A 26,142-nucleotide genomic window follows, 5' to 3' on the forward strand; every position below is an offset into this window, starting at 1 on the left:
CATGAAGCGGTTTTCCCTAGCAGCCCTCTTCCTGGCCCTCGGCGCTCTCCTCACCCCCATGCTGGCCCAAAACAAGAACGTGGCCACCCGGGTGGGGTTTGTGGACGCGGATGCCCTGGTCCAGGCTCACCCCGACTACAAGAAGGTGCAGGACCTCCAGGCCCAAGCCCGCAAGGAGATCGCCCCCCTGGAGGACAAGCTGAAGCCCCTAGCCCAGAAGGTCCAGTCGGGCCAGGCCACCGCCAAGGAACGGCAGGACTACGACGCCCTCCTCAAGACTTACCAGGACACGGTGAAGAAGTGGCAGGACCGGCAAAACCCCCTGCTAAAGCCCATCTTGGAGGATGTGGACCAAGCCATCGCCAAGGTGGCCAAGGCCCAGGGCTTCGCCGTGGTCATGAGCCGCCAAGTGGCCGCCCAGTCGGGACTGGTGGTCTACGCGGACGAGGACACCGACCTGACCCAGGCGGTGGTCCGGGAGCTCAAGCGCTAAGACCCCTTTCGTGGCGCACGCCACGACCTAGGCCCCCAAAGGCCACGGACAGGCCGCTTCCGCTTTTGCCAAAGAAGCGGCCTGCGCGCATGGGCGCTTAGCTTTGCCGTTCCCGAGCGCTGGGCGGATATAATCCTTCCGATGGCCAAGCGGAAGCCCGCCAAGCCCGCCTCCAAAGGGGACCTCGAGGTCCTGGCCCTAGTGCTCCTGGGGACGGGCGTATTCCTCCTCGCCCCCCACTACCCCGTGGACACGGGGGTGCTTGGCGCCTTTTTGCGGGAGAACTTCTACGAGGTTCTGGGGCTTCCCGCCTACCTGGTCTCCCCCAGCCTCTTCCTCATGGGGACCTTGCTCTTCCGAGGCCAACCCCTCAAGGCCTTCCTCCGCCACCTTCTCTTCCTCTTCCTCCTGGCCTTTACCCTCTCCCCCCTTCTAGGTCCCCTTTCGGGCAGGCTGGGAAGCGGCGTGCGCTCGATCCTCTTGGTTAAGGCCGGAGCCCTGGGCCTGGCCCTGCCCCTCCTCCTGGCTACCTTTGTCCTGGACGGGTGGCGCCGCAGGCCCATAGCCCACCTCCTCCTCAGCGCCATACGCCTGGGGGTGGAGGGGGTCCGGCGGCTCCGCTACCGGTTGAAGGCCCTCCTCCTCCGCCGCAGGGTGGCCCTCTTGGCCCGGGTCTACCCGGAGCACACCACCTTGAGGGCCCTGGCGGCCAACCTTTCCCCCGCCGAGCTCCCCCAGGTGGAGAAGGCCCTGCAGGCCTTCGTGCAGGAACGGGTGGCGGAGCTCAAGCGCCGCATGGAGGAGGACAACCGCCCCCTGGAACCCCGCCTCATGGCCCTCCTCGAGGCCCTCAAGACCGCCTTACCCGGAGAAGGCTCCCTCCGGGACGCCCTGGAGGAAAGACGGGCCGCCCTCCTCCTGGAAGCCCAGGCCCTCACCGCCCGCCTGAAAGCCCTCCTTCCCCTACCCCCCGTGCGGGAAACCCTTTTGGGCCTCCTCCGGGGGATGCGGCTCCGGGAAGAGCGCAAGGCCCGCTGGGAAGAGCTCTCCGGGCTCTTGGAGGACCTGGAAGGGCGCCAGGAAGAGCTGGTCCGTTGGCTCCGTTTTCTGCACCAACCCCCGGAAGTCCAGGCGGAAGCCCTCCGGGCCCTCCTCACGGGCAGCCCACCCCCGGAACCCGCCGCCCTCCATCCCTCAGTGCCGCCCGAACCAGAACCCGAGCCCTTGGACCTAGACCTGGACCTGGTCTTCCCGGAACCCACCCCCTCCCGCCAAGACCCCCCGCCCCGGCCCGAGCCCGCGGGGAAGGCCCTGGCGGTGCCAGCGCCCAGGACCGCTACCGCCTTAGCCTTACCCACCCCGGACCTCCTGGATCCCCCCGAGTCCAAGGGCGCCTCCCGGGGCCTCGAGGAGGAGGCCGAGCGCCTCAAGCGGGCCATCGGGGAAACCCTCAAGCACTTCGGGGTGCAGGCGGAGGTGGTGGGCCACGCCCGCGGGCCCACCGTGACCCGCTACGAGCTCCTCCCCGCTCCCGGGGAGAAAATCAGCCGCATCCAGAGCCTGCAGAACGACCTGGCCCGGGCCCTGGCGGTGGGAGCGGTGCGCATCGAGGCCCCCATCCCCGGGAAAAACACCGTGGGCCTGGAGGTGCCTAACCCCAAAAGGGAGCTGGTGCGCTTTTCCGAAGCGGTCTTTTCCCCCACCTTCCAAAACGCCAAGGCCCTCCTCCCCCTGGTCCTGGGCAAGAGCATCGAGGGGGAGATCTGGGTCAAGGACCTCGCCAAGATGCCCCACCTCCTCATCGCTGGCTCCACGGGAAGCGGCAAGAGCGTGGCCATCAACGTCCTCATCGCCAGCCTCCTCTTTAAGCACCTCCCCACCTCCTTGCGCCTCCTCCTCATCGACCCCAAGATGGTGGAGCTCACCCCCTACGAGGGCATCCCCCACCTGGTGCGCCCCGTGGTGACGAGTCCCGAGGAGGCGGCAGGGGTCCTGCAGGGGGCGGTGGCCCACATGGAGCGCCGCTACCGCCTCATGAGCCAGGTGGGGGCCAGGAACCTGGAGCAGTACAACGCCAAGATGGAACGGGAGGGCGGGGAAACCCTCCCCTACTTGGTCATCGTGGTGGACGAGCTGGCCGACCTGATGATGACCGCCCCCAAGGAGGTGGAGTCGGCCATTTTGCGCCTGGCCCAGATGAGCAGGGCCACGGGCATGCACCTCATCCTCGCCACCCAGCGCCCCAGCGTGGACATCCTCACCTCCCTCATCAAGGTGAACATCCCCGCCCGCCTGGCCTTCGCCGTCTCCAGCGGGTTTGACTCCCGCACCATCCTGGACACCCAGGGGGCGGAGAAGCTCATCGGCCAGGGGGATGCCCTCTTCCACCAGCCCGGGCTTCCCAAGCCCGTGCGCCTGCAGGTGCCCTACCTCTCAGAGGATGAGGTGGGCCGCCTGGCCGGCTTCCTCAGGGGCCAGAGCTACGAGGACCGCTTCGCCGAGGCTTACGGCCAGGACTTTGAGCCCCCCAAGGGGCCGGAAGGCGCGGGCCCCGGCGAGGTGGACTTCTCGGATCCCCTTCTCAAGAAGGCGGCGGAGATCGTGGTGGAGGAGGGTTACGGCTCCGTAAGCCGCCTGCAACGGCGGCTTTCCATCGGCCACGCCCGGGCCGGGAAGCTGATGGACGCCCTCGAGGCCATGGGCATCGTGGGACCCTCCAAAGGTTCCAAGCCGCGGGAAGTCCTCATCACCAAGGACCAGCTCAAGGACTTCTTCGGCTAGGGCTGTGCTATGATGGCCCTTTGTGGAAACGGTGCCGGGCGGGCGCTGGGTGGCGGAGATCTACGGCTGCGATCTGGACGTGCTGGAGAACCCCAGGATGGTGGAGGCGGCCCTCCTGGACGCGGTGATGCGTCTGGGAGCGCCTAAGGGCTCCGCTCAGTCGGTGGTGTACAAGTTCCACCCCCAGGGGCTCTCGGCGGCGGTGGTGAGCCCGGTGGCCGCGGTGATGATCCACACCTGGCCCGAGGACAACGCCTCCGCCACCTTGGACCTCTACTTCTACCGGGACGGGGTAAACCCCGAGGAGGTGCTCCAAGGCCTCTCCCGGGCCTTCGGGGCCAAGGAGGAGTCCGCCTTCCGCTACTGGCGGGGCACGGAACACGCCATCCGGCGGCGCGCTTTTAGCGCAGGACAAGGAGGTTAGGTATGGACTACGGCATGTACTTCTTTGAACACATCACCCCCTACGAGACCATGGTGCGGCGCATGGAGCGGGTCATCGCTTCAGGACGCACCCGCTACCAGGACTACTTCCTCTTCGAAACCCAAGGCTTCGGTAAGGTCCTGGTCCTGGACAAGGACGTGCAGAGCACGGAGAAGGACGAGTACGTTTACCACGAAACCCTGGTCCACCCCGCCATGCTCTCCCACCCCGAGCCCAAGACCGTGCTCATCGTGGGCGGAGGGGAAGGGGCCACCCTGCGGGAGGTCCTCAAGCACCCCAGCGTGGAACGGGCGGTCATGGTGGACATCGACGGGGAGCTGGTGGAGCTGGCCAAGGCCCACATGCCTGAGTGGCACCAGGGGGCCTTTGACGACCCCCGCACGGTCCTCCTCATCGATGACGCCCGGGCCTACCTGGAACGCACCCAGGACACCTACGATGTGGTCCTGATCGACCTCACCGACCCCGTGGGGGAGGACAACCCCGCAAGGCTGCTCTACACCGTGGAGTTCTACCGCCTGGTGAAGGCCCACCTGAACCCAGGGGGGGTGATGGGCATGCAGGCAGGGATGATCATGCTCACCCACCACCGGGTGCACCCGGTGGTCCACCGCACCGTGCGGGAGGCCTTCCGCTACGTGCGGAGCTACAAGAACCACATCCCGGGCTTCTTCCTGAACTTCGGCTTCCTCCTGGCCTCGGACGCCTTTGACCCCGCCGCCTTCTCCGAAGGGGTCATCGAGGCCCGCATCCGGGAGCGGAACCTGGCCCTGCGCCACCTCTCCGCCCCCTACCTGGAGGCCATGTTCGTCCTGCCCAAGGATATCCAGGAGGCGGTGGAAGAAGAGACCATGGTGTCCACCGACGAAAACCCCTTCTACCTCACCCCTGAGGGCGAGGCCCGGCAGGCCCCCTACCGGGGCTAAGGACTTCTCACCTGGAGCGTGGTAGAGTAGGCCCATGCCGCGCGCTATAGTTCTCGTAGTGGTGGTCCTGGCCCTTTTGGGCCTGGGCTGGATCCTTCTGGGCCCCAAGGGCAAGGCGGGCCTGGACCCTGCCCAAGGAGCCCGCTTTGCCCTGGGCCCCGAGGACGCCCCCGTGGTGGTGGTGGACTTTTCCAACTACCTCTGCCCCCATTGCCAAAACCACGCCCTAAACGTCCTCCCCCGGCTTAAAGCCGAGTACATGGACACCGGAAAGGTGCGCTACCTCTTCCGCGACTTCCCTTTCCCCGGCCAGGCCCACGTGATCCGGGCCAGCGAGGCCGCCGCCTGTGCCGCCGACCAAGGGCGTTACTACGAGTACCACGAGGTTCTCTTCCGGGCCGCCTCCAGCTGGGGGAACCTCCAGGGGAGCGTGCTGGACCGCTATTTGGCGGACCTGGCGGGGCAGATGGGGCTGGATGAGAACGCCTTTAGCCAGTGCCTCTCCTCGAATAAGCACCGCGAGGGGGTCCTAGCCGACCAGAAGCTGGCCACGGACCTGGGCCTCACCGGTACCCCCACCTTCTTCATCGGTGGGGAAAAGCACACCGGTTTTCTGAGCTACGAGGAGTGGAAAAACCTCCTGGATAAAGCCTTGGCCGAGCAAAAGTGAAGGGGTAGGTGTAGAAACACGGCAGGGTAAAGCTCGCCGTGTTTTGGGTTCTTTGCTACCCTGGAACCCATGGAAGCCCTTTGGGTGGCCGCCGCCTTCGCCCTGGGTCTACTGGCCAGCCGCCTGGGGCTTCCCCCCTTGGTGGGCTATTTGGGGGCAGGCTTTGCCCTTCACGGACTGGGGCTGAGGGAAACCGAGTTCCTGCACTATGCGGCGGAGATCGGCGTGCTCCTTATGCTCTTCACCGTGGGCTTAAAGCTCCGCTTCCAGGACCTGTTGGAGCCTCGAGTCCTGGTGGCGGGGGGGCTCCACCTCCTGCTCTTCTCCCTCCTGGCCTTCCTCCTCCTGCGCAACCTTCCTCTGGCCATGGCCTTGGCCTTTTCCAGCACGGTGCTGGTGGCGAAGGTCCTCGAGGGCAAGAAGGAGCTCACCACCTACCACGGCCGCCTTGCCATCGGCATCCTGGTCCTCCAGGATCTAGTGGCCGTGGGTCTAATCAGCCTCTACGGGGGCGGGACGCCGAGCCCGTGGGCCGTCCTCCTCCTCCTCTTCCCCCTGGTGCGGCAAGGGGTTGCCTGGCTCCTGGAAAAGAGCGGACACGAAGAGCTTCTGGTGCTATTTGGCCTGGGCCTCGCCCTCTTGGGCGGAGAGACCTTCCGGCAGGTGGGTCTTTCCCCCGAGCTGGGAGCCCTCCTCACGGGCGCCCTGCTCTCCGGGCACGCCAAAGGTCCGGAGATGGCCAAGGCCCTGTGGGCCCTCAAAGAGGCCTTTCTGGTGGCCTTCTTCCTGGACATCGGCCTGAGGGAAGGTATCCGCGGTGTGGAGGCGGGCGTGGTGGGAGGCCTTCTCCTCCTCTTGGGGCTCAAGGCTCCCCTCTTTTTCGCCCTCTTCCTGCTCCTGGGCCTACGGGCCCGGACCGGTTTCGTGGCCGGAATGCACCTGGGCAACTACTCGGAGTTCGCCCTCATCGTGGGGGTGGTCCTGGAGCGGGCAGGCCACCTCCCCGTGAACCTGACCAGCCTGGCCCTGACCGTGGCCCTCTCCATGGCCTTATCCGCCCCCCTGGCCCGGTACAGCCACACCTTGTATAAGCGCTTAGAGCCCCGGCTCCTGCGGCTGGAGCGCCGGGGCACACACCCCGACCAGGAACCCGAGCGCCTGGAAGGGGCCACGGTCCTGATCGTGGGCATGGGCCGTACGGGGGGTGCCGTCTACCGGGTGCTGGAGGAGAACGGGGAGAGGCCCTTTGGTCTGGATGCCGACCCGGAGAAGGTGGAGCGCCACCGGGCCAAGGGCAGGCGGGTGCTCTACGGAGATGCCGAGGACCCTGAGCTTTGGGAGCGGCTGGACCTAAGGGGCCTCAAGGCGGTGGTCCTGGCCCTGCCGGACCTCGAGGCCAAACTCCTGGCCGCCCGCTGGCTGAAGGAAAGGGGCTTTTCCGGCATCCTCGCCGCTACCAGCTTCCACCTGGAGGAAGACCCCGTCCTTAAGGCCGCCGGGGTGTCCCTTCTTTTCCACCCCTTCCGGGAAGCGGGGGAGCGCCTGGCGGAAAGGGTGCTGAAAGAGGTCGCTATAATGGGTGAGGTGAGCCATGGCCGGTCATAGCAAGTGGGCACAGATCAAGCGCAAAAAAGCCGCCAACGACCTCAAACGCGGCAAGATCATCTCCAAGCACCTACGGGCCATCCAGGCGGCAGCGCGAGCGGGAGGAAGCCCCTACCCGGAGGCCAACGTCCAGCTTCGCAACGCCATTGAAGCCGCCCGCGCCGACGATGTCCCCATGGAAAACATCGAGCGCCTCCTGCAAAAGCTGCAAGGCGGCGGGGACGGGGCCGAGCAGTACGAGGAGATCGTCTACGAGGGATACGCCCCAGGGGGTGTGGCCCTTTTGGTCTACGCCCTCACCGACAACCGCAACCGGACCGCCGGAGAGGTGCGCCACGTGTTCAACAAATACGGGGGCTCCCTGGGGGCCAGTGGCAGCGTGGCCTGGCAGTTTGAGCGCAAAGGGGTGATCGTCTCTGCGAACTCCGAGGCGGCGCAAGAGGCAGCCATTGAACTAGGGGCCTTGGACCTCGAGGAGGAAGGGGAAAGCCTCACCATCTACACCGACCCCGCCGAGGCCTACCGCATGGCCGAGGAGCTAAAGGCGCGGGGCATCCCCGTGGAGGCGGTGGAGGTGGTGCAGCATCCCCAGAACACCGTGGCCCTGCCTCCTGAGGAGGCCGCCAAGGTCATGCGCCTGGTGGAGGCCCTGGAGGACCTGGACGACGTGCAACACGTCTACACCAACCTGGACCCCGCTAGCCTGCAGGTGGAAGCTTAGCTCCACAAGCCTTCCGGCCCAGGGCTAGCCCTGGGCCGGTTTTCCTACTGCTTTTTGCGCTTCCTCTCCTCGCGCATTAGCCGCCGGCGCTCGGCGCGGGAAAGCCCGGGCTGGGGCGGCGGGGTGGCGGGCCGCTTCCTCTCCACCCCGAAGGGCGGGGTCTCGGCCTGGGCCTGGGGAACGGGCACGTAGGGCGCCTCCCGCACCGGGCGGACTGGCTCCGCCTCCACCTTGAGGCGGAAGAGGAACTTGGCCACCTCCCCCTTGATGAAGCCCACCATGTCGTTGAAGAGGCGGGTGGCCTCGATCTTGTACTCCTGGAAGGGGTCCTTCTGCCCATAGCCCCGCAGGAAGATGCCTTGGCGGAGCACGTCCAGGTTGTGCAGGTGCTCCTTCCAGGCGGAGTCCACCACGTTGAGGATTACAAAGCGCTCCACCGCCCGCATCAAAGGAGGGGAAAGTTCCTGCTCCCGGGCCTCGTAGGCCTCCAGCGCCGCCGCCACCAAGCGCTCCACCCCCTCCTCGGGCTTCAGCCGCCTCAGCTCCTCAAAGGGGAAGTCGGCCAGCTGGGGCGCGGTGTCCAGAAGGGCGGCCTTGAGGCCCTCGAGGTCCCAATCCTCCGGGTGCACCTGGGGGTTCAGGAAGTTCTCCGCCATCCCTGCCACGGTCTCCTCCACCATGCCCAGGGCGGCCTCCCGCACCTCCTCGTCCTTCCCCAGGAGGATCAGACGGCGCTGGGCGTAGATGACCTCCCGCTGGCGGGCCATGACGTCGTCAAACTGGAGAAGTTGCTTGCGGATGGCGAAGTTGCGGTCCTCCACCCGCTTCTGCGCCCTCTCGATGGAGCGGGTCACCATGGGATGTTCGATGGGCTCAGAGTCGTCAAACCCCATGCGGTCCAGCATGGCGATGACCCGGTCCGAGGCGAAAAGCCGCATGAGATCGTCGTCAAAGCTCACGTAGAAGCGGCTTCCCCCCGGGTCCCCCTGGCGCCCAGCCCGGCCCCGAAGCTGGTTGTCGATGCGGCGGGACTCGTGCCGCTCGGTGCCCAGGATGAAAAGGCCCCCCAAAGCCCGCACCCTTTCCTCATCCGCCTTGCACTCCTCCCGGATCTGGCGGATCTTTTCCTGGAGCTCTTCCTTTATGCCTAGCTCCTGGGCCAGGGCCCGGGCCTCCTCCTCCTGGCCTGCCACCATCTTCTTGATGAAGAGCTCCACCTTCCACTCGTACCGGTCAAAACCCTCCTTCTCCAATAGGGCTGCCGCCAGGTACTCGGGGTTCCCCCCCAGCTTGATGTCCGTGCCCCGGCCCGCCATGTTGGTGGCGATGGTGACGGTCTTGCTCCGGCCCGCCTGGGCCACGATCTCCGCCTCCTTGGCGTGGTGCTTGGCGTTGAGCACCTGGTGGGGGATACCCTGGCGCAGGATGCCCAGGGTGTGCACCGCCCGCTTCAGGCCTTCCCACGCAGCCCGCAAGTTGCCCTTGGGGGGGATGAGGCCCTCAAAGGGGGCGAGGTCCTCGTCCTTGAGCTGGGTGGGCTTTTCCAGAAGCTTCCTCAGGCGCTCCCACTCCTCCCCCTGTTGCTTCTGGCTGGCCTTCTTGAAAAGCTCCAGGCGCATCTCCAACCGGGGCAGATAGAGGCGGGGCTCCTTGAGCATCTGGGAAAGCCTCTCCGACTTCTCGATGCTGATGGTGCCCACCAATACGGGCTGGCCCCGCTCGTACTTCTCGGCGATCTCCTCCACCACCGCGTAGAACTTCCCCTTTTCCGTGCGGTAGACCACGTCGGGGAAGTCCTGGCGGATCATGGGGCGGTTGGTGGGCACCACCACCACGTCCATGCCGTAGATCTCCTGGAACTCCTTCTCCTCGGTCTTGGCGGTACCGGTCATCCCGGCCCGCTTCTCGTAGAGGCGGAAGAAGTTCTGGTAGGTGATGGTGGCCAGGGTCTGGTTCTCCCGCTCGATCTTGACCCCCTCCTTGGCCTCGATAGCTTGGTGAAGGCCCTCCCCGTAGCGGCGGCCCGGCATGAGGCGGCCCGTGAACTCGTCCACGATGATGACCTGGCCATCCTGGACGATGTAGTCCCGGTCCCGGTGGTAGAGCTCCTTGGCCCGGATGGCCTGGATGAGCATGTGAGCAAGCTCCATGTTCTCCGGGCTGAAAAGCCCCTCCACCCCCAGGAGCTTTTCCGCCTTGGCGATCCCCTGAAGGGTGAGGTGCACGGAGCGGTTCTTCTCCTCGATGGTGTAGTCCCCTGTGGGCTCCTTGCGCACCCCAGGCTCCGGGGGAAGGCCCCTTTCCAGCTTCTTGGCAATCTCCGCCATCTTGTAGTAGAGGTCCGTGGCCTTTTCCGCCGGGCCGGAAATGATGAGGGGGGTGCGGGCCTCGTCGATCAGGATGGAGTCCACCTCGTCGATGATGGCGTAGTGCAAGGGGGTGTCGTGGCGGAGCACCAGCTGGTCCGGGCTGATGGCCATGTTGTCCCGGAGGTAGTCAAAGCCCAGCTCGGAGTTGGTCACGTAGGTAACGTCCGAGAGGTAGGCCCTGCGGCGCTCCTCGGGGGTGGAGCTGTGCTGGATGACCCCCACGGAGAGGCCAAGACCGCGGTACACGGGCCCCATCCACTCCGCATCGCGCCGGGCCAGGTAGTCGTTCACCGTGACCACGTGCACGCCCTTACCGGTGAGGGCGTTGAGGGCCACGGCCAAGGTGGCCACCAGGGTCTTGCCCTCCCCGGTCTTCATCTCGGCGATCTTACCCTCGTGGAGGACCGCCCCGCCGATGAGCTGCACGTCGAAGTGGCGCATGCCCAGGTAGCGCTTGGCCGACTCCCGGGTGAGGGCAAAGGCCATGGGGAGGAGCTCTTCCAGGCTGGCACCCCTCGCGTGCTTCTCCCTTAGCTCGGCGTAAGCCGCCTGTAGGTCGGCGATCCGCTCCACCTCCGGCTCCAGCCGGTTGGTGGGCTCCACCACTTGCTTGTAGTAGCGGGCGATCTCCCGCTCATTGTTGTCGAAAAGCTTCCGTATGAGGCCCAGCATCCTAAGGCCGATTGTACCCCTACAGGATGAGAAAGCCTTCAGGCCTCCTCGAGGGGCCAGTAGGCGGTGGCCCCAAGCGACAAGGAGCTGGGGGGAAAGCCTCCTTGGTAACGGCGCCAGGCCGCCAGGGCCACCATGGCCCCGTTGTCCTGGGAAAGGCCTTTGGGAGGAAAGTACACGGTAAGCCCCGCCTCCTGGAAGCGAGCCTGCAGGGCCCGGTTGGCGGCCACACCTCCCGCTACCAGAAGCACCCTGTGGCCCGTGTCCTGGGCAGCCCGGATGACCACCTGGGCCAGGTGCTCCACCGCCGCCTCCTGAAACCCCCTGGCCAAGGCTGGAGCGGGATGCCCAGCCTCCACCAGCTGCACCGCCTTCGTCTTTAGGCCGGAGAAGCTGAACTCGTACCCCTTCTGGTCCTTGAGGGGGACGGGGAAGGGCACTTTCTCCCTGGCTTCCTGGGCCAGGCGCTCGATCTCGGGTCCCCCAGGAAAGCCCAGGCCCAGAAGCCTCGCCACCTTGTCAAAGGCCTCCCCAGCGGCGTCGTCCCGGGTGGCCCCCAGAAGGCGGTACTTTCCCAGGCCCCGAACCTCAAAGAGGTGGGTGTGCCCTCCCGAGGCCACCAGGGCCAGGAAGGGAGGCTCTAGCCCCTCGGGCCAAGCGGCGGCGATGTGGGCCTCGAGGTGGTGCACCGCGTTGAAGGGCCGCCCCAGGGCCCAAGCCAGGCCCTTGGCGAAGGTGTAGCCCACCAAAAGGGCCCCGATGAGCCCCGGGCCCCGGGTGGCGGCGATGAGGGAAAGGTCCTTAGGCCCTATCCCCGCCTCGGCCAGGGCCCTTTCCGCCAGGGGGCGGAGGACCTTCAGGTGCTCGCGGCTCGCCAGCTCCGGCACCACCCCGCCGTAGACCTCGTGCAAGGCCACCTGGCCCGCCACCAGGTTGACCACCACTTCCCCATCCCGCACCAGGCCCACCCCGGTGTCGTCGCAGGAGGTGTCTATGCCCAAAATCCACATGGCTATCCTTCCCTCGGATCCAGCACCGGGCCCGGGTAATGGCGGGTATTAGAGCTGACCAAGGTGAGGCCGTGCACCTCCGCCGCTGCCCATTGCAATAGGTCCGCTAAAGGAGGCCCAGCCCCCTGGACCTTCCTCTCCCAAAAAAGCCTGGCGGCCCGCTCGGCGACCGCGAAGTCCAAAGGCGCAAAACCCAGCTCCCGGAGAAAGCGGCGCTGGGCCTCCAATCCCCTCTCCGGAACGCCCGCCAACACCTCCGCCACCGTAATGGGCGTAACCCATAGGGTCGCCCCCTGGGCCAGACTCCCCCGCACCCAGGCCACCACCCGGGGATGGCCCCGAAAGAGGTCAATGATCACCGTGCTGTCCAGGAGATAACGCATCCAAACGGGCCTCCGCTTCCCCTCTCAAAGTCCGGACATAGCCCACCACATCCTCCGGCGTGGCCCAGTGGGGAGCCTCCTCAAAACCCACGGAACCCGCCACCTCCTCCACCAGGGAAAGAAGCCGCACCCGCTTGAGGTAGTCTTCCAGGGCCTCCGCCACCACCTCGCTTCGCGAACGCCCTTTCCGCTCCTCGTCCAGGCGCTTTACCAGTTCCTCCGGAAGCCTCAAGTGCACCAGCACCCCGGGCATGGTATCACCTCCTGCTACTCTAGCAGATACCCTTAAGAAGGGACTCCGTATCCGCACGCAAAGGTTGCCCCATCAGCCAAAGCGGCTTGCTCGTGGCCTCTTTGGGGCCCCCGTCGTGGCGCAAGCCGCGACGGGGTACTTAGGCTAAGGGCAATGCTCTGGCTTCTCCTTCCGGTGCTCCTCCTGGTCTACCTCCTCTACCGAGCGAGGAGGCCCAAGGTGCGCCCCTGGGCCGGCGTGTGGCTTTGGCAGAGGGGGAGGCGGAGGCGGTTCCGGCCCCGGTTGGACCTGAGGCTTCTTCTCCTTCTCCTGGCCGCCGCCTTGATGGTCCTGGCCCTCGAGGACCCTCCCCTGGGGCCCTCCCCCATGGTCTTCGTGGTGGACGCCTCCGCCAGCATGGCCGCCCGGGAAGGAGCCAGGACCCGGCTGGACCTGGCCAAGGAGAGGCTCCTCCCCCTCCTGGAACGGGCCCCGGAGGCGGTCTTGGTGCGGGCCGGGGAAACGCCCCAGGCCTTTGGCCCCGCCCCCGGGGTGGCCCTGCGGGGGAGGCTTTCGGAGATGGAGGCAGGGGACCGGGAGGCGGACCTGGAGGCGGCCATCGCCCTGGGCCGCAGGCTCCTCAGGGCCCCGGTGGTGGTGGCCACCGACGGCCCCGCCCCTCCCGGGGTGGAGGGGTATATAGGGGTGGGCACCCCCCAGGAGAACCTGGGCATCGTGGCGGTGGCCCAGGGGTTTTTGGCCTTGGGGAATAGCGCCAGCCGCCCCCTCGCCGCCCGGGTGGAGGTGGCGGGGGAGGTGCGGGAGGTAAGGGTGCCCCCCCGGGGCTTCGCCCGCCTCGAGGGCCTCCCCCCAAGCTTTAGCGCCCGCCTCCTGAACGGAGGGGCCTTGGACCTGGACGACGAGGCCGCCTTCGGCCTCCGCCGCCTGGGGGTGGACTACCCTCCCCTCCCCGCCCTGGAACGGCTCTTCCGCCTGTTGGGGGCGGCGCCGGGGGCCGAGGTGCGGGTGCGGATCGGGGTGCCGGAGGGAGCCCCGGAGCGCCCCACCCTCTACCTGGCCCCCACCGGAGGCCCCCCCACCCCCGTCCTCCTCACCGCCCCCCACCCCCTCCTGGAAGGGGTAGCCCTCCTGGGGGAGAAGCTCCCCCCGCCCCCCAGGCCCCCCGCCCCCTGGCAGGCCCTGGCGGAGGGGGAGGAGGGGGCAGGCCTCCTCTACTTCACGGAAAAAGGGCTTTACCTGCCCCCCCTGGAGGCGGTCCAGGAGCGGCCCCTCTTCCCCCTTCTGGTCTACAACTTCCTCAAGCCTTACCGGGAAGTGCGCAGCGGCCTCCTCTCCCCCGGGGAAACCCTCCTCCCCACCCCGGAGGCCAGCTTCCTGCCCAGAAACCCAGGGGGGGCCGGGCGCTTCCTGGCGCTTTTGGCGGCCCTGGTGCTCCTTTTGGAGGTCCTCCTCTTCCGTCCCCGAGGCCAGCCCGCCCCCGAGGGATAATGGACCCATGCGCTTCCGTCCCTTTACCGAGCTGGACCTGGACCTCCTGAACCGGGTGGCGGGAAGCCGCCCCTTGAGCCCTGGCGCCGTGCGCCACTTCGCTCGCACCGGCCACTCCTTCCTGGCCGAGGAGGGGGAGGAGCCCCTGGGCTTCGCCCTGGCCCAGGCGGTGTGGCAGGGGGAGGCCACCACGGTCCTCATCACCCGCCTCGAGGGCAAGGACCAAGCCACCTTGGAAGGCCTCCTGGCCGCGGTGGTGAAGAGCGCCTACGACGCCGGGGTCTACGAGGTGGCCCTGCACCTGGACCCCGAGCGCAAGGCGCTGGCCGAGGCCCTAAGGGCCCAGGGCTTCGCCATCGGCCCCCTGGTCCTGGCGGTGCGGGTCCTGGGAAGCCGGGGAGCGCGGGGGGAGACCCGGGGGGTCTTAGAATAGGGGCATGAACCGCGTGATGATCGGCATCCGGGGGGAACCCACCCCGGAGGGGATGGAGCGGATCCTGGCCGCCCTAAGGGGCCTGGAAGGGGTGCAGACCGCCCAGGCCACCGGCCCCGCCCAGCTCCTGGTGGAGTACGACCCCCAGGCCCTCACGGTGATGGACCTCATCCGCACCATCCGGGAGGAGGGCTTCCTAGCGGGCATGCTCTAAAGGCCCCACCGCGTCCAAGGCCGCGGTGGGGATCCTGGGGCAGGGTAGACTGGTACCCGAGGTGCCCCATGCTGGACTTCTACGCCATAGAAGACCTCCTCACCCCGGAGGAGAAGGAGATTAGGAAGGCCGCCCGCCGCTTCCTGGAAAAGGAGGCCCTGCCCTATATCCGGGAGTGGTGGGAGGAAGGGGTCTTCCCCACCCACCTCATCCCCAGGTTCGCCGAGCTGGGCTTCCTAGGCCCCACCCTGCCCCCGGAGTACGGGGGGGCAGGGGTTTCCAGCGCCGCCTACGGCCTCATCGCCTACGAACTGGAAAGGGTGGACTCGGGGCTCAGGAGCTTCGTGAGCGTGCAGAGCTCCTTGGTCATGTACCCCATCTACGCCTTTGGCAGCGAGGAGCAGAAGCGGGAGTTCCTGCCCAAGCTGGCCCGGGGGGAGATGGTGGGGTGCTTCGGCCTCACCGAGCCCGACGGGGGCTCCGACCCCTACGGCAACATGAAGACCAAGGCCCGCCGGGAGGGGGACACCTGGGTCCTAAACGGCACCAAGATGTGGATCACCAACGGCAACCTGGCCCAGATCGCCATCGTTTGGGCCAAGGACGAGGAGGGGCAGGTTCTGGGCTTCATCGTCCCCACCGACACCCCGGGCTTCCAGGCCCGGGAGGTGAAGCACAAGATGAGCCTAAGGGCCTCGGTCACCAGCGAGCTCATCCTGGAGGAGGTGCGGGTGCCCGAATCCTTGCGCCTGCCCAAGGCGGAAGGCCTAAAAGCCCCCCTCTCCTGCCTCACCCAGGCCCGCTTCGGCATCGCCTGGGGGGTCCTGGGGGCCTTGGAGGCCGTCTACACCGAGGCGGTGGAGTTCGCCAAAAGCCGCTCCACCTTCGGCGAGCCCATCGCCAAGAAGCAGCTGGTGCAGGCCAAGCTGGCGGAGATGCTGGCCGACCACACCGAGGGCCTCCTCCTCGCCTGGCGGCTCGCCCGGCTCAAGGATGAAGGCCAGCTCAAGCCCGCCCAGGTTTCCCTGGCCAAGCGGCAGAACGTGTGGAAGGCCCTAAAAGCCGCCCGCCTGGCCCGGGACATCCTGGGGGGCAGCGGCATCACCCTGGAGTACCACGCCATCCGCCACATGCTGAACCTGGAAACCGTCTACACCTACGAGGGCACCCACGACATCCACACCCTGGTCCTGGGGCGGGAGGCCACGGGGCTGAACGCCCTTTAGCGGGAAGCGGCCCCCATGGTCATCGCCTTCACCGGCGACCCCTTTTTGGCCCGGGAGGCCCTCCTGCAAGAGGCCAGGCTCCAGGGCCTCACCCGCTTCACGGAGCCCACCCCGGAGGTCCTGGCCGAGGCCCTAAGCCCCGGGCTTTTCGGGGGAGGAGGGGCCATGCTGGACCTGCGGGAGGTGAGCGACGGGGAGTGGAAAGCGTTGAAGCCCCTTCTGGAAAACGTCCCCGAGGGGGTGGCTGTGCTTATCCTTGATCCTAAGCCCACCACCGCCCGGGCCGCCTTCTACCGCACCCGGGAAAGGCGGGACTTCCCCACCCCCAAGGGGAAGGACCTCCTCCGGCACCTGGAAAACCGGGCCAAACGCCTGGGGCTCAAGCTCCCCGCGGGGGTGGTCCAGTACCTGGCCTCCTTGGAGGGGGATCTCGGTCAGCCGGGAGGCTATCTTGAGGCCCTGGAGCGCGAGCTGGAGAAGCTCGCCCTCCTCTCCCCGCCCCTCACCCTGGAGAAGGTGGAAAGGGTGGTGGCCCTGAGGCCCCCCGTAAGCGGCTTTGACCTGGTGCGGGCGGTGCTGGAGGGGGACGCCAAGGAGGCCTTCCGCCGCCTGAAGCGGCTTCGGGAGGAAGGGGAAGAGCCTTTGAAGCTCCTTGGGGCCTTCGCCTGGCAGTTTGGCCTCCTGGCCCGGGCCTGGATGCTCCTCAGGGAAAACCCCAGGCCCAAGGAGGAGGACCTCGCCCGCCTCGAGGCCCACCCCTACGCGGCCAGGAAGGCCCTGGAGCTGGCGCGAAGCCTGGACCAGGGAGAGTTGCGTAGGGCGCTGGAGGTGCTGATCGGGGCGGAAACGCGGGCCAAGGCGGGCAAGGACCCCTGGCTGGCCCTGGAGGGGGCGGTCTTCCACCTCCTGGCCCTCCGTCATTGACCGGGCGGTCAGGCCCCGGTAGAATGCCCCCATGCTACAGCCGGAACTGGTGGAAGCCGTGCTGCGGAGGGCCCTCCAGGGCGGGGCCGACTTCGCCGAGGTCTACGCCGAACGCTCCAAAAGGCGGCGGATGACCGTGCGCTCGGGCAAGCTGGAGGAGGCCATCTCCGGCCTGGACTACGGGGCAGGAATAAGGCTCTTCTTCGGCACCGAGGTGGTCTACGCCTACACCAACGACCTCACCCAAGAAGGGCTCCTGGAGGCCCTGGAAACCCTCCTCCGGGCCAAAGGGGCCCTGGGGCAGGTGGACGCCCGGGGGGCCGGGGGCCTGGACTTCCGCAAAACCCTCCCCCAGGGCCTCCACACCCCCAAGGTGCCCCTTTCGGAGAAGGACAAGCGCTTCCGCCTGGAAAGGCTCCTGGAGGCTGAGGCCGGGGCCCGGATCTCCCCGGAAATCAAGCAGGTGGAGGCCAGCCTCCAGGAATGGGAGCAGGAAGTCCTGATCGCCAACACGGAGGGCACCTGGGCCGAGGAAAAAAGGGTCCGCACCCGGCTTTTCGTGCTGGCGGTGGCCCAGGAGGGCGCCGAGGTGCAGACCGGGGTGGCCGCCCCCGGCAAGAGCGTGGGCCTGGAGCTCTTCCAGCTCTACCCGCCAGGGGAGGTGGGGGCCAAGGCCGCCCGCCAGGCCCTCACCAACCTCCGGGCCAAGCCCGCCCCCGCCGGAACCCTGCCCGTGGTGGTGGGAAACGGCTTCGGCGGGGTCATCTTCCACGAGGCCCTGGGCCACCTCTTGGAGACCACCAGCGTGGCCAAGAAGGCCAGCGTCCTCGCGGACCGGCTGGGGGAGGAGGTGGCCAGCCCCGCGGTCACCTACATCGACGACGGCACCCTTCCCCACGCCTGGGGCTCCACGGAGGTGGACGACGAGGGCCGCCCCACGGAGCGCACGGTGCTCATCGAAAGGGGCATCCTCAAAAGCTACATGGTGGACCGCCTGGGCCACCTCCTCACCGGCTACCCCATGACGGGCTCGGGCCGGCGCCAGGACTACACCTTCGCCCCCACCTCCCGCATGCGCAACACCTTCATCGCCCCAGGGGACCGGGAGGTGGAGGACCTCATCGCCGGCGTGGAGTTCGGCCTCTACGCCAAGGAGATGGGGGGCGGCCAGGTGAAGCCGGGCTCGGGCGAGTACAACTTCGCCGTGCAGGAGGGGTACATCATCCGCCACGGGCGCCTGGAAGAACCCGTGCGCGGGGCCATGCTGGTGGGCAAGGGGCCGGAGACCATCCGGAAGGTGGTGGCGGTGGCGAAGGACTGGGAAAACGCCCCCGGGATGTGCGGAAGCCTCTCGGGAATGGTGCCCGTGGAGGTGGGCCAGCCCCACGTGCTGGTCTCGGAGATCGTGGTGGGAGGTAGGGCATGACGCTGGAGGAAGCGAAGGGCTACCTTTTGCGGCGGGCGAGGGAGCTGGGCCTCCAGGCCGAGGTCCTCTTCCAGGAGGAACGGGAGCTCTCCCTAAGGGCCCGGCAAGGCGTGCTGGAGGAGATCAAGGAGGCCAGGCAGGGGGGCATCGGCCTGCGGGTGGTGGCCGGGGGGAAGGTGGGCTACGCCTACACCGAGGAGCTCTCCGAGGCCGCCCTGGAGTGGGCCCTGGCTGAGGCCCGGGACAACGCCCTCCTCTCGGGCAAAGGAGGCTTCCTGCCGGAGGGGCGGCCCTTAGGAAGCCACGACCTCCTGGGGGAGGGGCTTTCCGCCCCCCTCGAGGCCAAGAAGGAGGCGGCCTTGGCCTTGGAAAGGACCCTCCGGGAAGACCCCCGTACCCGTAGCGTCCTCATGGGGGGCTACCAGGAGCGGGAGGTGCGGGTGGCCCTGGCCAGCACCCAAGGGGCCGAGGGGGCCTTCCGCACGGGCCTCGCCGGAATGGGGGGAAGCCTGGTGATGGGGGAAGGAGCAAGCCTCAAGCAGGGCTGGGACTTCCGGCTGGCCAAGGAGTTCCACGCCCTGGACCCCGGCCGCACTGCCTTGGAGATCCGGGAGAGGACGGCTAGGCTCCTGAACGCCAGGCCCCTTCCCACGGGCCGCTACCGGGCCTACCTGGAGCCCAAGGCCATGGCGGGCCTCCTGGCGGTCTTCGCCCAGGCGCTTTCCGGAAAAAACGCCTTGGAAGGCAAAAGCCGCCTCCTGGGGAGGATTGGGGAGCAGGTGGCCAGCCCCCTGGTAACCCTGGTGGATGACCCCACCCTAGAGCGGGGCCTCCTCTCCCGCCCCTTCGACGCCGAGGGCACCCCGGCCAGGCGCACGGTGGTGATCGAGAAGGGGGTGTTCAAGACCTTCCTCCACAACGCGGAAACCGCCCGGGCCCTGGGCCAGGAGAACACCGGCCACGCCCACCGCCGCTACCGGGGCACCCTGGATGTAGCCCCCAGCAACCTCTACCTGGAGCCCGTGGGCAACCTGGCCCTCACGAAGGGGGTGCTCATCACCGAGTTCATGGGCCTCCACGCGGGGGCCAACTCCGTGAGCCTGGACTTCTCCCTCCAGGCCCTGGGGCTTTGGGTGGAGGAGGGAGCGGCGCGGTACGCGGTGGAGAACTTCGCGGTGAGCGGAAACCTCCTGGAACTCCTTCAGGCGGTGGAGGCCCTGGGGGACAGGCTGGAATGGGAGGTTCTGGGGGCCGCCTTCGGAAGCCCCGTGGTGGCGGTGGCGGAGCTTTCCTTTGCCGGAACCTAGCGCAAAGCAAAAAACGCTTGGCGATTTACGCTAAGCTAAAGGCATGGCCACGGTCACCCTTAGCCCCAAGTACCAGATCACCCTGCCCGCCGAGGTGCGCCGGGCCCTGGGCTTGCGCCCTGGGGAAAAGCTTCAGGTGGAGGTGGTGGAGGGGGAAATCCGCCTGCGCCCCGTGCGCCCCCCTGTGCGGGAGCTGTTGCAGGCGCTCCTCCAGGCTTACCCCAAGGAGGCCGAGGCCTTGGGAAGGGCCACAGGGCACGACGCGGTGGGGTACGTGCGCGCCCTTAGGGAAGGATAACCAGCCTGGACACCAACGTCATCCTGGCCGCCTTGGACCCCAAGGATGCCCTCCACCCCGAGGCGGTAAGCCTTCTGGAAGCCTGCGCTTCCCACGTCCTGTTCTTGAGCCCCCCGGTGTACGCCGAGCTGCGGGCCGGGGAAGGCTGGCCCCTTTTGCAGGCGTTTTTACAGGCCTTCGCCATCCGCCTGCGCCCCGAGATGCCCCTCCAGGTCTGGACCCTGGCGGGGGAGCGGTTTGGCCTTTACGCCCGGAAGCGGCGGGAAGGAGGGCTTCCCCGGCGCATCCTGGCCGACTTCCTCATCGGGGCCCACGCCGTGTACCACGGCCTAAGGCTGGCCACCTTTGATCCCACGCCCTACCGCACGGCCTTTCCCGAGCTGGAGGTGGTCCCGTGAAGGTCTTCGTCACCCGCACCCTGCCGGGCAAAGCCTTGGATAGGCTAAGGGAGCGAGGCCTCGAGGTGGAGGTCCACGAAGGCCTCCTCCTCCCCCGGGAGGAGCTCCTCCGCAAGGTGGAGGGCGCGGTGGGCCTCATCCCCACCGTGGAGGACCGCATCGACGCCGAGGTGATGGACCGGGCCCCCGGCCTCCGGGTCATCGCCTGCTACAGCGTGGGCGTGGACCACGTGGACCTCGAGGCGGCCCAGGCCCGGGGCATCCGCGTCACCCACACCCCCGGGGTCCTCACCGAGGCCACCGCCGACCTCACCTGGGCCCTCCTCCTCGCGGTGGCCAGGCGGGTGGTGGAGGGGGTGGACTATGCCCGAAGGGGCCTTTGGCGGGCCTGGCACCCCGAGCTCCTCCTGGGCTTAGACCTAGGGGGCCTCACCTTGGGCCTGGTGGGCATGGGCCGGATCGGGCAGGCGGTGGCCAAAAGGGCCGAGGCCTTTGGGATGCGGGTGGTCTACACGAGCCGCACCCCCAAGCCCCTGCCCTACCCCTACCTCCCCCTGGAAGACCTCCTGGCCACCGCCGACATCGTGAGCCTCCACGCCCCCCTCACCCCCGAGACCTACCGGCTCATGGACCGGGAAAGGCTTTTCGCCATGAAGCCGGGAAGCATCCTCCTCAACACCGCCCGGGGCGGCCTGGTGGACACCGAAGCCCTGGTAGAGGCCCTAGGGGGTCACCTCTTCGGGGCGGGCCTGGACGTCACCGACCCCGAGCCCCTGCCCCAGGGCCACCCCCTTTACGCCCTTCCCAACGCCGTCATCACCCCCCACATGGGCTCGGCGGGGAAGCGAACCCGGGAGCGCATGGCCGAGATGGCGGTGGAGAACCTCCTCTTTGCCCTGGAGGGTAAGGAGCCACCAAACCCGGTAGTATGAGCCCCATGAGCTTCGTCATCGGCCTTCTCGGTGGGGGCTTTGGGGGGCTCGTGGGGCTTGGGGGAGGCACGGTGATGATCCCCCTGATGGTGGGGATTCTCAGGCTTTCCCAGCACAAGGCCCACGGCACCAGCCTGGTGGCGGTCTTCTTCACCGGGCTCATGGGAGCCATCACCTATGGACTGCAAGGCTCCTTGCGCCTCGAGGCCGCCCTGCTCCTGGCAGCCACCGCCATCCTCACCGCCCGCCTAGGGGCCCGCTACGCCCACAGCCTTGCGGAAAAGGACCTCAAGCGGGCCTTCGGCCTCTTCCTCCTCTTCGTTGCCTTCCTTCTTCTCCTGAAGCCCTACCTGGCCCCGGTGGGCCTGGTGCGGGGGACCTTGGCCGAAAGCTTCACCCTCCTCCTCACGGGGAGCTTCACGGGTTTCCTCTCGGGGATGATGGGGGTGGGGGGCGGAACCATTATGGTCCCGGCCATGGTCCTCCTCCTGGGCATGGACCAGCACACCGCCCAAGGCACGAGCCTCCTGGCCATGGTCCCCGCTAGCCTGGTGGGGGCCTACACCCACCACCGGCTGGGCAACGTGGAAAGCACTTTGGCCATGGGCCTGGTCCCCGGCGTGTTCCTCGGCACCTTCTTGGGGGGCGAAACCGCCCACTTCTTACCCGAAGGCATCCTGCGCCTGGTCTTCACCGCGGTCCTCCTCTGGACTGCCTGGCGGAACCTGCGGCCCACGGGGAGGCGCCCGTAGCCCCGGCCTTGCCCCGGCAGCCTCCGGGGTGTAAGGTAGGGGTGGCCTTTAAACCGGTCCCGCGAGGCCGGAAAGGGAGGAAAAATGGAGCGATTGGGAAAGTGGCAAAGGAGAGAAGCTGGGCGGAGGCCAATGCCTCCGCTTCTTTTTGGGGGTGAACCGTGCGCTTTAAGGCCGAGCTGATGAACGCCGAGGAGATGCGCCGGGCCCTTTACCGCATCGCCCATGAGGTGGTGGAGGCGGGCAAGGGGGTGGAGGACCTAGTCCTGGTGGGCATCCACACCCGGGGCATCCCCCTGGCCGAGCGCATTGCCCGCTACATCCGGGAGTTTGAGGGGAAGGAGGTGCCCGTGGGGATTTTGGACATCACCCTCTACCGGGACGACCTTTCGGAGATCGGGGTCCGGCCCCAGGTGCGCCAGACCCGCATCCCCTTTGACCTCACGGGCAAAGCGGTAGTCCTGGTGGACGACGTCCTCTATACCGGCCGCACCGCCCGGGCAGCCCTGGACGCCCTCATGGACCTGGGCCGCCCTAAGCGCATCTACCTGGCAGTCCTCATCGACCGCGGGCACCGGGAGCTTCCCATCCGGGCGGACTTCGTGGGCAAGAACGTGCCCACCGCCAAAAACGAGGTGGTGAAGGTGAAGCTCGCCGAGGTGGACGGGGAGGACCGGGTGGAGCTTTGGGAGAAGGAGGCGGCATGAAGCATCTCCTGGACTTCCAAGGCTGGACCAGGGCCGAGGTGGAAAGCCTCCTGGACACCGCCAGGGTGATGGCCGAGGTCCTGGAGCGCCCGGTGAAGCGGGTACCCGCCCTGCAGGGCTTCACCGTGGCCACGGTCTTCTTCGAGCCCTCCACCCGCACCCGCCTCTCCTTTGAGCTGGCGGCCAGGCGCATGTCCGCGGACGTGGTCTCCTTCGCCGCAGCCACCAGCAGCCTGCAGAAGGGGGAAAGCTACAAGGACACCCTCCTCACCCTCGAGGCCATGGGGGTGGACGCTTACGTGATCCGGGCCGACGCCGCCGGGGTGCCCCACCAGGCCACCCGCTGGGTGCGGGGGGCGGTCATCAACGGGGGGGATGGCCGCCGGGCCCACCCCACCCAGGCCCTCCTGGACGCCTACACCCTCCTCGAGGCCTTAGGGGGCCTGGAGGGGAGGAAGATCGCCATCGTGGGGGACATCCTCCACTCCCGGGTGGCCCGCTCCAACGCCGAGCTCCTCCCCCTCCTAGGGGCGGAGGTCTGGGGGGCTGGCCCCCCCGCCCTCCTGCCGCAGAGCCTCCCCGGGGTGCGGCTCACCCCCCGCCTGGATGAGGCCCTGGCGGAGGCGGACGCGGTGATGGTCTTAAGGCTCCAAAAGGAGCGCATGGAGGCGGGCCTGGTAAACCTAGAGGACTACATCGCCCACTACCAGGTGACGGAAGCGCGGCTCAAGAAGGCCAAGCCGGAAGCCCCCCTCCTCCACCCCGGCCCCATGAACCGGGACGTGGAACTGGAAGGAACCCTGGCGGACTCGGCAAGGAGCCTGGTGAACCGCCAGGTACATAACGGGGTGGCGGTGCGCATGGCGGTGCTCTACCACCTCCTGGTGGGGAGGGAAAGGTGATGGGAGATATCCTCATCAAGAACGTCATGTTGGTGGACGCCCTGGGGGAACGGGGTCCTGTGGACGTCCTCATCGGCGAAGGGCGCATCCTCTCCCTGGAGGGCGGGGAGGCCCAGAGGGTCATCGAGGGGAAGGGGCGCTTCCTGGCCCCAGGCTTTTTGGACCTCCACGCCCACCTGCGGGAGCCCGGGCAGGAGGTGAAGGAGGACCTGGCCACGGGCCTTCGGGCTGCGGTGCGGGGTGGGTACACGGACCTGGTCTCCATGCCCAACACCAATCCGCCCGTGGACACCCCGGAGGCGGTGCGGGCCCTCAGGAAGAAGGCCCAGGCCCTGGGCCTGGCCCGCCTCTACCCCGCCGCCGCCCTCACCCAAGGCCAGGAGGGGAAAACCCTCACGGAGGCGGGGCTTCTCAAGGAGGCCGGCGCCCCTCTCCTCACCGACGACGGGCGCACCAACGAGGACGCCGGGGTGCTGGCGGCGGGCCTTTTGGGAGCTGCGGCCTTCGGCCTCCCCGTGGCGGTGCACGCGGAGGACGCCTCCCTGCGCCGGGGCGGGGTGATGAACGACGGGCCTTTGGCCGACCTCCTGGGCCTTCCCGGGAACCCACCGGAAGCGGAGGCGGCCCGAGTGGCGCGGGACCTCGAGGTCCTGCGTTACGCCCTGCGCCGGGCCCAGGCCAGGCCCCACCTGCACGTGCAACACCTCTCCACCCGGCGGGCCCTGGAGCTGGTGCGGGAGGCCAAGCGGGCCGGTCTTCCCGTCACCGCCGAGGCCACCCCCCACCACCTGACCCTCACCGAGGAGGCCTTACGCTCCTTTGACCCCCTCTTCAAGGTGGCCCCGCCCCTGCGCACAGGGGAGGACGTGGAAGCCCTCATCGAGGGGCTTTTGGACGGCACCCTGGACGCCATCGCCACCGACCATGCCCCCCACACCCAGGCGGAGAAGGAGATGGACCTCCTAAGGGCCCCCTTTGGCATCCCGAGCCTCGAGGTGGCCTTCCCCCTCCTCTACACCGAGCTCTACCGGAAACGTGGCTTCCCCCTGAAGCGCCTGGTGGAGCTCTTCACCGATGGGCCTCGGAAGGTGCTGGGCCTTCCCCCCCTGCACCTGGAGGTGGGGGCGGAGGCCAGCCTGGTCCTCCTGGACCCCAAGGAGCGCCCCGTGGACCCCAAAGCCTTCGCCTCCAAGGCCCGGTTCTCCCCCTGGGCGGGGTGGGTCCTCGAGGGGTGGCCCGTCCTCACCCTGGTGGAGGGGCGCATCGTCCACGAGGCGCTAGAATAGGGGCGTGCTGCGAGAGCTCCTGGAAGCCGACCAGCTCGGCCTGCGCTTGGAATGGGTAGGCGGGCTCCCCCTTTGGGAAGCCCAGCCCACCTACCGGCACCAAAAGGCCGTGGACCGGATACGCCAAAGCATCCGCCCCAAAGAGGGTTCCCCTTGCCCTTGTATCCACGTGGCCGACGTGTACGTGCGCTTCCCCGACGGCTCCTACAAGCGCCCCGACATCGCCCTCTTCTGCCGCGAGCCCGAGGAGCTGGACGAGGCCATTACCCTCCTGCCCGAGGCGGTGGTGGAGGTGGTGAGCCGGGGCTACGAGGCCAAGGATCTGGAAATCGCCCCCCGGTTCTACCTCTCCCAAGGGGTCAAGGACGTGGTGGTCTTTGACCCCCACACCCTCCTCGTCCTGCACCTACGCCAGAATGGAGCCTGGCGGCACGTGTCCCCGGTAGAGCTGGAACTCCTTTGCGGTTGCACCCTCACCGTATAGGGACCCAAAGCTCCTTCAGGCTTCTCACCCCCTCCGCCTCCATAAGCTTCAGCAGGCCCTTCAGCACCCGGCGGGGGAAAAGGGGACCCCCGTAGACGAAGCCCGTATAGACCTGGACCAACCTGGCTCCTAGCTTCAGGCGCTCCCAGACATCCTCAGGACCCTCCACCCCTCCCACGCTCACCAGGGTGAGGCCCTCCACCCCTGAAAGATGCCGCAGCACCTCTAGGGCCCGTTCCTTCAAGGGCCTCCCCGAAAGCCCCCCAGCTTCCTTGGCCAGGGGGCTTTTGAGGTTCGGACGCTCCAAGGTGGTGTTTACCGCCACCAGGCCCTCGAGGCCATGCTTCAAGCAAAGCTCCACCGCCTGGTCCAGGGCCTCCCAGGAAAGGTCCGGGGCCAGCTTGAGGAGGAGGGGCTTCCGGGTGGCTGGCCGCAGACAGGCGAGGAGCTCGTCCAAAAAGGGGCCCTCCTGCAGGGTACGAAGCCCCGGGGTATTGGGAGAGCTCACGTTGAGGACGAAGTAGTCCCCGTAGGGCTCCAAGACCCGAAACGCCTCCAGGTAGTCCTCCGCCGCCCGTTCCAGGGGGGTGTCCCGGTTTTTACCCAGGTTCACCCCCACGGGGAAGGCAAGCCCCCTTTCGCGGAAGCGCCGAAGCTTCCTGGCCGCCTCCTCCGCCCCCCCGTTGTTGAAGCCCATGCGGTTGATGAGGGCGCGGTCCTCCAGAAGGCGGAAAAGCCGGGGCCTGGAGTTCCCCTCCTGGGCTCTTGGGGTGAGGGTCCCCGCCTCGGCGAAGCCGAAGCCTAGGGCCCACCAGGCCCCCAAAGCCCGGGCATCCTTATCCATCCCCGCCGCCAAGCCGAGGGGATTGGGAAACCGCAGGCCAAAGGCCTCCACCTGGAGCCTGGGGTCCTCCACCCGCAAGAGGCGGGCGGGCACCTCCAAAAGGGGCCCCCGCTCGGACCAAAGGGCGAGGAGCTCCAAGGTGAACTCGTGGGCGGCCTCCGGGTCCAGGGCGAAGAGCAGCCGGTGCATCTCT

At 67.9% G+C, this 26,142-nt stretch carries 27 protein-coding genes; 22 read left to right on the plus strand and 5 right to left on the minus strand.

The window, feature by feature from the left end; genetic code table 11:
• Position 1 precedes the first annotated feature (1 nt).
• The 7 genes from L1088_RS06125 to L1088_RS06155 all read left to right on the plus strand — a co-directional run bounded on the left by L1088_RS06125 (position 2) and on the right by L1088_RS06155 (position 7,641).
• Entirely contained in the window at positions 2 to 493 is a 492-nt protein-coding gene (locus L1088_RS06125) for an OmpH family outer membrane protein (RefSeq protein ID WP_234554167.1), read from the plus strand.
• Between the two features lie 141 nt (positions 494 to 634).
• On the plus strand, positions 635 to 3,274 hold the full coding sequence (locus L1088_RS06130; RefSeq protein WP_234554168.1) for a DNA translocase FtsK: 2,640 nt from the start codon (positions 635 to 637) through the stop codon (positions 3,272 to 3,274).
• A 22-nt stretch (positions 3,275 to 3,296) separates the two neighbouring features.
• Entirely contained in the window at positions 3,297 to 3,698 is a 402-nt protein-coding gene (gene speD / locus L1088_RS06135; RefSeq protein WP_038045932.1) for an S-adenosylmethionine decarboxylase, read from the plus strand.
• A 2-nt stretch (positions 3,699 to 3,700) separates the two neighbouring features.
• The gene (speE, locus tag L1088_RS06140; protein ID WP_234554169.1) at positions 3,701 to 4,645 is read left to right on the plus strand and encodes a polyamine aminopropyltransferase; all 945 of its coding nucleotides are present in this window, start codon (positions 3,701 to 3,703) and stop codon (positions 4,643 to 4,645) included.
• Between the two features lie 34 nt (positions 4,646 to 4,679).
• Complete coding sequence (locus L1088_RS06145) at positions 4,680 to 5,315, plus strand: DsbA family protein (RefSeq protein ID WP_234554170.1); 636 nt, start codon at positions 4,680 to 4,682, stop codon at positions 5,313 to 5,315.
• A gap of 69 nt (positions 5,316 to 5,384) precedes the next feature.
• Positions 5,385 to 6,920: a cation:proton antiporter domain-containing protein gene (locus L1088_RS06150; protein ID WP_234554171.1), complete on the plus strand. Its 1,536-nt coding sequence runs from the start codon at positions 5,385 to 5,387 to the stop codon at positions 6,918 to 6,920.
• Positions 6,907 to 7,641: a YebC/PmpR family DNA-binding transcriptional regulator gene (locus L1088_RS06155; RefSeq protein WP_234554172.1), complete on the plus strand. Its 735-nt coding sequence runs from the start codon at positions 6,907 to 6,909 to the stop codon at positions 7,639 to 7,641. Before L1088_RS06150 ends, L1088_RS06155 begins: the two co-directional genes overlap by 14 nt.
• 44 nt (positions 7,642 to 7,685) lie before the next feature.
• Here the strand turns inward: L1088_RS06155 and secA are convergent, their stop codons facing one another.
• The 4 genes from secA to L1088_RS06175 are packed head-to-tail and all read right to left on the minus strand — an operon-like array spanning position 7,686 to position 12,328.
• Positions 7,686 to 10,682: a preprotein translocase subunit SecA gene (gene secA / locus L1088_RS06160; protein ID WP_234554173.1), complete on the minus strand. Its 2,997-nt coding sequence runs from the start codon at positions 10,680 to 10,682 to the stop codon at positions 7,686 to 7,688.
• 38 nt (positions 10,683 to 10,720) lie between these two features.
• A complete protein-coding gene (tsaD, locus tag L1088_RS06165) occupies positions 10,721 to 11,692 on the minus strand; it encodes a tRNA (adenosine(37)-N6)-threonylcarbamoyltransferase complex transferase subunit TsaD (protein WP_234554174.1) in 972 nt (323 codons plus the stop codon).
• A 2-nt stretch (positions 11,693 to 11,694) separates the two neighbouring features.
• Positions 11,695 to 12,075: a type II toxin-antitoxin system VapC family toxin gene (locus tag L1088_RS06170; RefSeq protein ID WP_234554175.1), complete on the minus strand. Its 381-nt coding sequence runs from the start codon at positions 12,073 to 12,075 to the stop codon at positions 11,695 to 11,697.
• The gene (locus tag L1088_RS06175) at positions 12,041 to 12,328 is read right to left on the minus strand and encodes a ribbon-helix-helix domain-containing protein (RefSeq protein ID WP_038045925.1); all 288 of its coding nucleotides are present in this window, start codon (positions 12,326 to 12,328) and stop codon (positions 12,041 to 12,043) included. Before L1088_RS06175 ends, L1088_RS06170 begins: the two co-directional genes overlap by 35 nt.
• 153 nt (positions 12,329 to 12,481) lie before the next feature.
• Here L1088_RS06175 and L1088_RS06180 point away from each other — a divergent pair, with 153 nt between their 5' ends.
• From L1088_RS06180 to L1088_RS06250, 15 genes are all read left to right on the plus strand, one after another.
• Positions 12,482 to 13,816, plus strand: a complete 1,335-nt coding sequence (locus L1088_RS06180; protein ID WP_234554176.1) for a vWA domain-containing protein — start codon at positions 12,482 to 12,484, stop codon at positions 13,814 to 13,816.
• Positions 13,817 to 13,823: 7 nt separating this feature from the next.
• A complete protein-coding gene (locus L1088_RS06185) occupies positions 13,824 to 14,249 on the plus strand; it encodes a DUF1999 family protein (RefSeq protein WP_234554177.1) in 426 nt (141 codons plus the stop codon).
• A gap of 4 nt (positions 14,250 to 14,253) precedes the next feature.
• Positions 14,254 to 14,463, plus strand: a complete 210-nt coding sequence (locus tag L1088_RS06190; protein WP_038045921.1) for a hypothetical protein — start codon at positions 14,254 to 14,256, stop codon at positions 14,461 to 14,463.
• A 68-nt stretch (positions 14,464 to 14,531) separates the two neighbouring features.
• Positions 14,532 to 15,689 carry an acyl-CoA dehydrogenase family protein gene (locus L1088_RS06195; protein WP_234554178.1) on the plus strand — a complete coding sequence of 386 codons (1,158 nt, stop codon included), beginning with the start codon at positions 14,532 to 14,534 and terminating at the stop codon, positions 15,687 to 15,689.
• 15 nt (positions 15,690 to 15,704) lie between these two features.
• Positions 15,705 to 16,613, plus strand: a complete 909-nt coding sequence (gene holA / locus L1088_RS06200) for a DNA polymerase III subunit delta (protein ID WP_234554179.1) — start codon at positions 15,705 to 15,707, stop codon at positions 16,611 to 16,613.
• Between the two features lie 31 nt (positions 16,614 to 16,644).
• Positions 16,645 to 18,039 carry a TldD/PmbA family protein gene (locus tag L1088_RS06205; protein WP_234554180.1) on the plus strand — a complete coding sequence of 465 codons (1,395 nt, stop codon included), beginning with the start codon at positions 16,645 to 16,647 and terminating at the stop codon, positions 18,037 to 18,039.
• A complete protein-coding gene (locus L1088_RS06210; protein ID WP_234554181.1) occupies positions 18,036 to 19,346 on the plus strand; it encodes a TldD/PmbA family protein in 1,311 nt (436 codons plus the stop codon). Before L1088_RS06205 ends, L1088_RS06210 begins: the two co-directional genes overlap by 4 nt.
• A gap of 43 nt (positions 19,347 to 19,389) precedes the next feature.
• The gene (locus tag L1088_RS06215; protein WP_038041848.1) at positions 19,390 to 19,644 is read left to right on the plus strand and encodes an AbrB/MazE/SpoVT family DNA-binding domain-containing protein; all 255 of its coding nucleotides are present in this window, start codon (positions 19,390 to 19,392) and stop codon (positions 19,642 to 19,644) included.
• 5 nt (positions 19,645 to 19,649) lie between these two features.
• Entirely contained in the window at positions 19,650 to 20,042 is a 393-nt protein-coding gene (locus tag L1088_RS06220; protein WP_267961091.1) for a type II toxin-antitoxin system VapC family toxin, read from the plus strand.
• Positions 20,039 to 20,974 (plus strand): 2-hydroxyacid dehydrogenase, encoded by a 936-nt coding sequence (locus L1088_RS06225; RefSeq protein WP_234554183.1) that lies wholly within the window; start codon positions 20,039 to 20,041, stop codon positions 20,972 to 20,974. Before L1088_RS06220 ends, L1088_RS06225 begins: the two co-directional genes overlap by 4 nt.
• Positions 20,975 to 20,979: 5 nt before the next feature.
• Positions 20,980 to 21,726, plus strand: coding sequence for a sulfite exporter TauE/SafE family protein (locus L1088_RS06230; protein WP_234554184.1), 747 nt, complete (start codon positions 20,980 to 20,982; stop codon positions 21,724 to 21,726).
• 161 nt (positions 21,727 to 21,887) lie between these two features.
• Positions 21,888 to 22,433 carry a bifunctional pyr operon transcriptional regulator/uracil phosphoribosyltransferase PyrR gene (pyrR, locus tag L1088_RS06235; RefSeq protein WP_234554185.1) on the plus strand — a complete coding sequence of 182 codons (546 nt, stop codon included), beginning with the start codon at positions 21,888 to 21,890 and terminating at the stop codon, positions 22,431 to 22,433.
• Positions 22,430 to 23,335 carry an aspartate carbamoyltransferase catalytic subunit gene (locus L1088_RS06240; RefSeq protein WP_234554186.1) on the plus strand — a complete coding sequence of 302 codons (906 nt, stop codon included), beginning with the start codon at positions 22,430 to 22,432 and terminating at the stop codon, positions 23,333 to 23,335. Before pyrR ends, L1088_RS06240 begins: the two co-directional genes overlap by 4 nt.
• Entirely contained in the window at positions 23,335 to 24,621 is a 1,287-nt protein-coding gene (locus L1088_RS06245; protein ID WP_234554187.1) for a dihydroorotase, read from the plus strand. The genes L1088_RS06240 and L1088_RS06245 overlap by 1 nt, the downstream gene beginning before the upstream one ends.
• A gap of 4 nt (positions 24,622 to 24,625) precedes the next feature.
• Positions 24,626 to 25,105 (plus strand): Uma2 family endonuclease, encoded by a 480-nt coding sequence (locus tag L1088_RS06250; protein WP_234554188.1) that lies wholly within the window; start codon positions 24,626 to 24,628, stop codon positions 25,103 to 25,105.
• Here L1088_RS06250 and L1088_RS06255 read toward each other — a convergent pair.
• Positions 25,095 to 26,138 (minus strand): quinone-dependent dihydroorotate dehydrogenase, encoded by a 1,044-nt coding sequence (locus L1088_RS06255; protein ID WP_234554189.1) that lies wholly within the window; start codon positions 26,136 to 26,138, stop codon positions 25,095 to 25,097. The genes L1088_RS06250 and L1088_RS06255 overlap by 11 nt on opposite strands.
• Positions 26,139 to 26,142 lie beyond the last annotated feature (4 nt).

The organism is Thermus caliditerrae (genome assembly GCF_021462525.1).
Lineage (GTDB): Bacteria > Deinococcota > Deinococci > Deinococcales > Thermaceae > Thermus > Thermus caliditerrae.

What these genes read in the sequence shown, in the direction of transcription:
- L1088_RS06125 (WP_234554167.1), top strand. Translation starts at nt 2, where the DNA reads ATGAAGCGGTTTTCCCTAGCAGCCCTCTTCCTGGCCCTCGGCGCTCTC.
- L1088_RS06130 (WP_234554168.1), top strand. Translation starts at nt 635, where the DNA reads ATGGCCAAGCGGAAGCCCGCCAAGCCCGCCTCCAAAGGGGACCTCGAG.
- speE (WP_234554169.1), top strand. Translation starts at nt 3,701, where the DNA reads ATGGACTACGGCATGTACTTCTTTGAACACATCACCCCCTACGAGACC.
- L1088_RS06145 (WP_234554170.1), top strand. Translation starts at nt 4,680, where the DNA reads ATGCCGCGCGCTATAGTTCTCGTAGTGGTGGTCCTGGCCCTTTTGGGC.
- L1088_RS06150 (WP_234554171.1), top strand. Translation starts at nt 5,385, where the DNA reads ATGGAAGCCCTTTGGGTGGCCGCCGCCTTCGCCCTGGGTCTACTGGCC.
- L1088_RS06155 (WP_234554172.1), top strand. Translation starts at nt 6,907, where the DNA reads ATGGCCGGTCATAGCAAGTGGGCACAGATCAAGCGCAAAAAAGCCGCC.
- secA (WP_234554173.1), bottom strand. Translation starts at nt 10,682, where the DNA reads ATGCTGGGCCTCATACGGAAGCTTTTCGACAACAATGAGCGGGAGATC.
- tsaD (WP_234554174.1), bottom strand. Translation starts at nt 11,692, where the DNA reads ATGTGGATTTTGGGCATAGACACCTCCTGCGACGACACCGGGGTGGGC.
- L1088_RS06170 (WP_234554175.1), bottom strand. Translation starts at nt 12,075, where the DNA reads ATGCGTTATCTCCTGGACAGCACGGTGATCATTGACCTCTTTCGGGGC.
- L1088_RS06175 (WP_038045925.1), bottom strand. Translation starts at nt 12,328, where the DNA reads ATGCCCGGGGTGCTGGTGCACTTGAGGCTTCCGGAGGAACTGGTAAAG.
- L1088_RS06180 (WP_234554176.1), top strand. Translation starts at nt 12,482, where the DNA reads ATGCTCTGGCTTCTCCTTCCGGTGCTCCTCCTGGTCTACCTCCTCTAC.
- L1088_RS06185 (WP_234554177.1), top strand. Translation starts at nt 13,824, where the DNA reads ATGCGCTTCCGTCCCTTTACCGAGCTGGACCTGGACCTCCTGAACCGG.
- L1088_RS06190 (WP_038045921.1), top strand. Translation starts at nt 14,254, where the DNA reads ATGAACCGCGTGATGATCGGCATCCGGGGGGAACCCACCCCGGAGGGG.
- L1088_RS06195 (WP_234554178.1), top strand. Translation starts at nt 14,532, where the DNA reads ATGCTGGACTTCTACGCCATAGAAGACCTCCTCACCCCGGAGGAGAAG.
- holA (WP_234554179.1), top strand. Translation starts at nt 15,705, where the DNA reads ATGGTCATCGCCTTCACCGGCGACCCCTTTTTGGCCCGGGAGGCCCTC.
- L1088_RS06205 (WP_234554180.1), top strand. Translation starts at nt 16,645, where the DNA reads ATGCTACAGCCGGAACTGGTGGAAGCCGTGCTGCGGAGGGCCCTCCAG.
- L1088_RS06210 (WP_234554181.1), top strand. Translation starts at nt 18,036, where the DNA reads ATGACGCTGGAGGAAGCGAAGGGCTACCTTTTGCGGCGGGCGAGGGAG.
- L1088_RS06215 (WP_038041848.1), top strand. Translation starts at nt 19,390, where the DNA reads ATGGCCACGGTCACCCTTAGCCCCAAGTACCAGATCACCCTGCCCGCC.
- L1088_RS06230 (WP_234554184.1), top strand. Translation starts at nt 20,980, where the DNA reads ATGAGCTTCGTCATCGGCCTTCTCGGTGGGGGCTTTGGGGGGCTCGTG.
- L1088_RS06240 (WP_234554186.1), top strand. Translation starts at nt 22,430, where the DNA reads ATGAAGCATCTCCTGGACTTCCAAGGCTGGACCAGGGCCGAGGTGGAA.
- L1088_RS06245 (WP_234554187.1), top strand. Translation starts at nt 23,335, where the DNA reads ATGGGAGATATCCTCATCAAGAACGTCATGTTGGTGGACGCCCTGGGG.
- L1088_RS06255 (WP_234554189.1), bottom strand. Translation starts at nt 26,138, where the DNA reads ATGCACCGGCTGCTCTTCGCCCTGGACCCGGAGGCCGCCCACGAGTTC.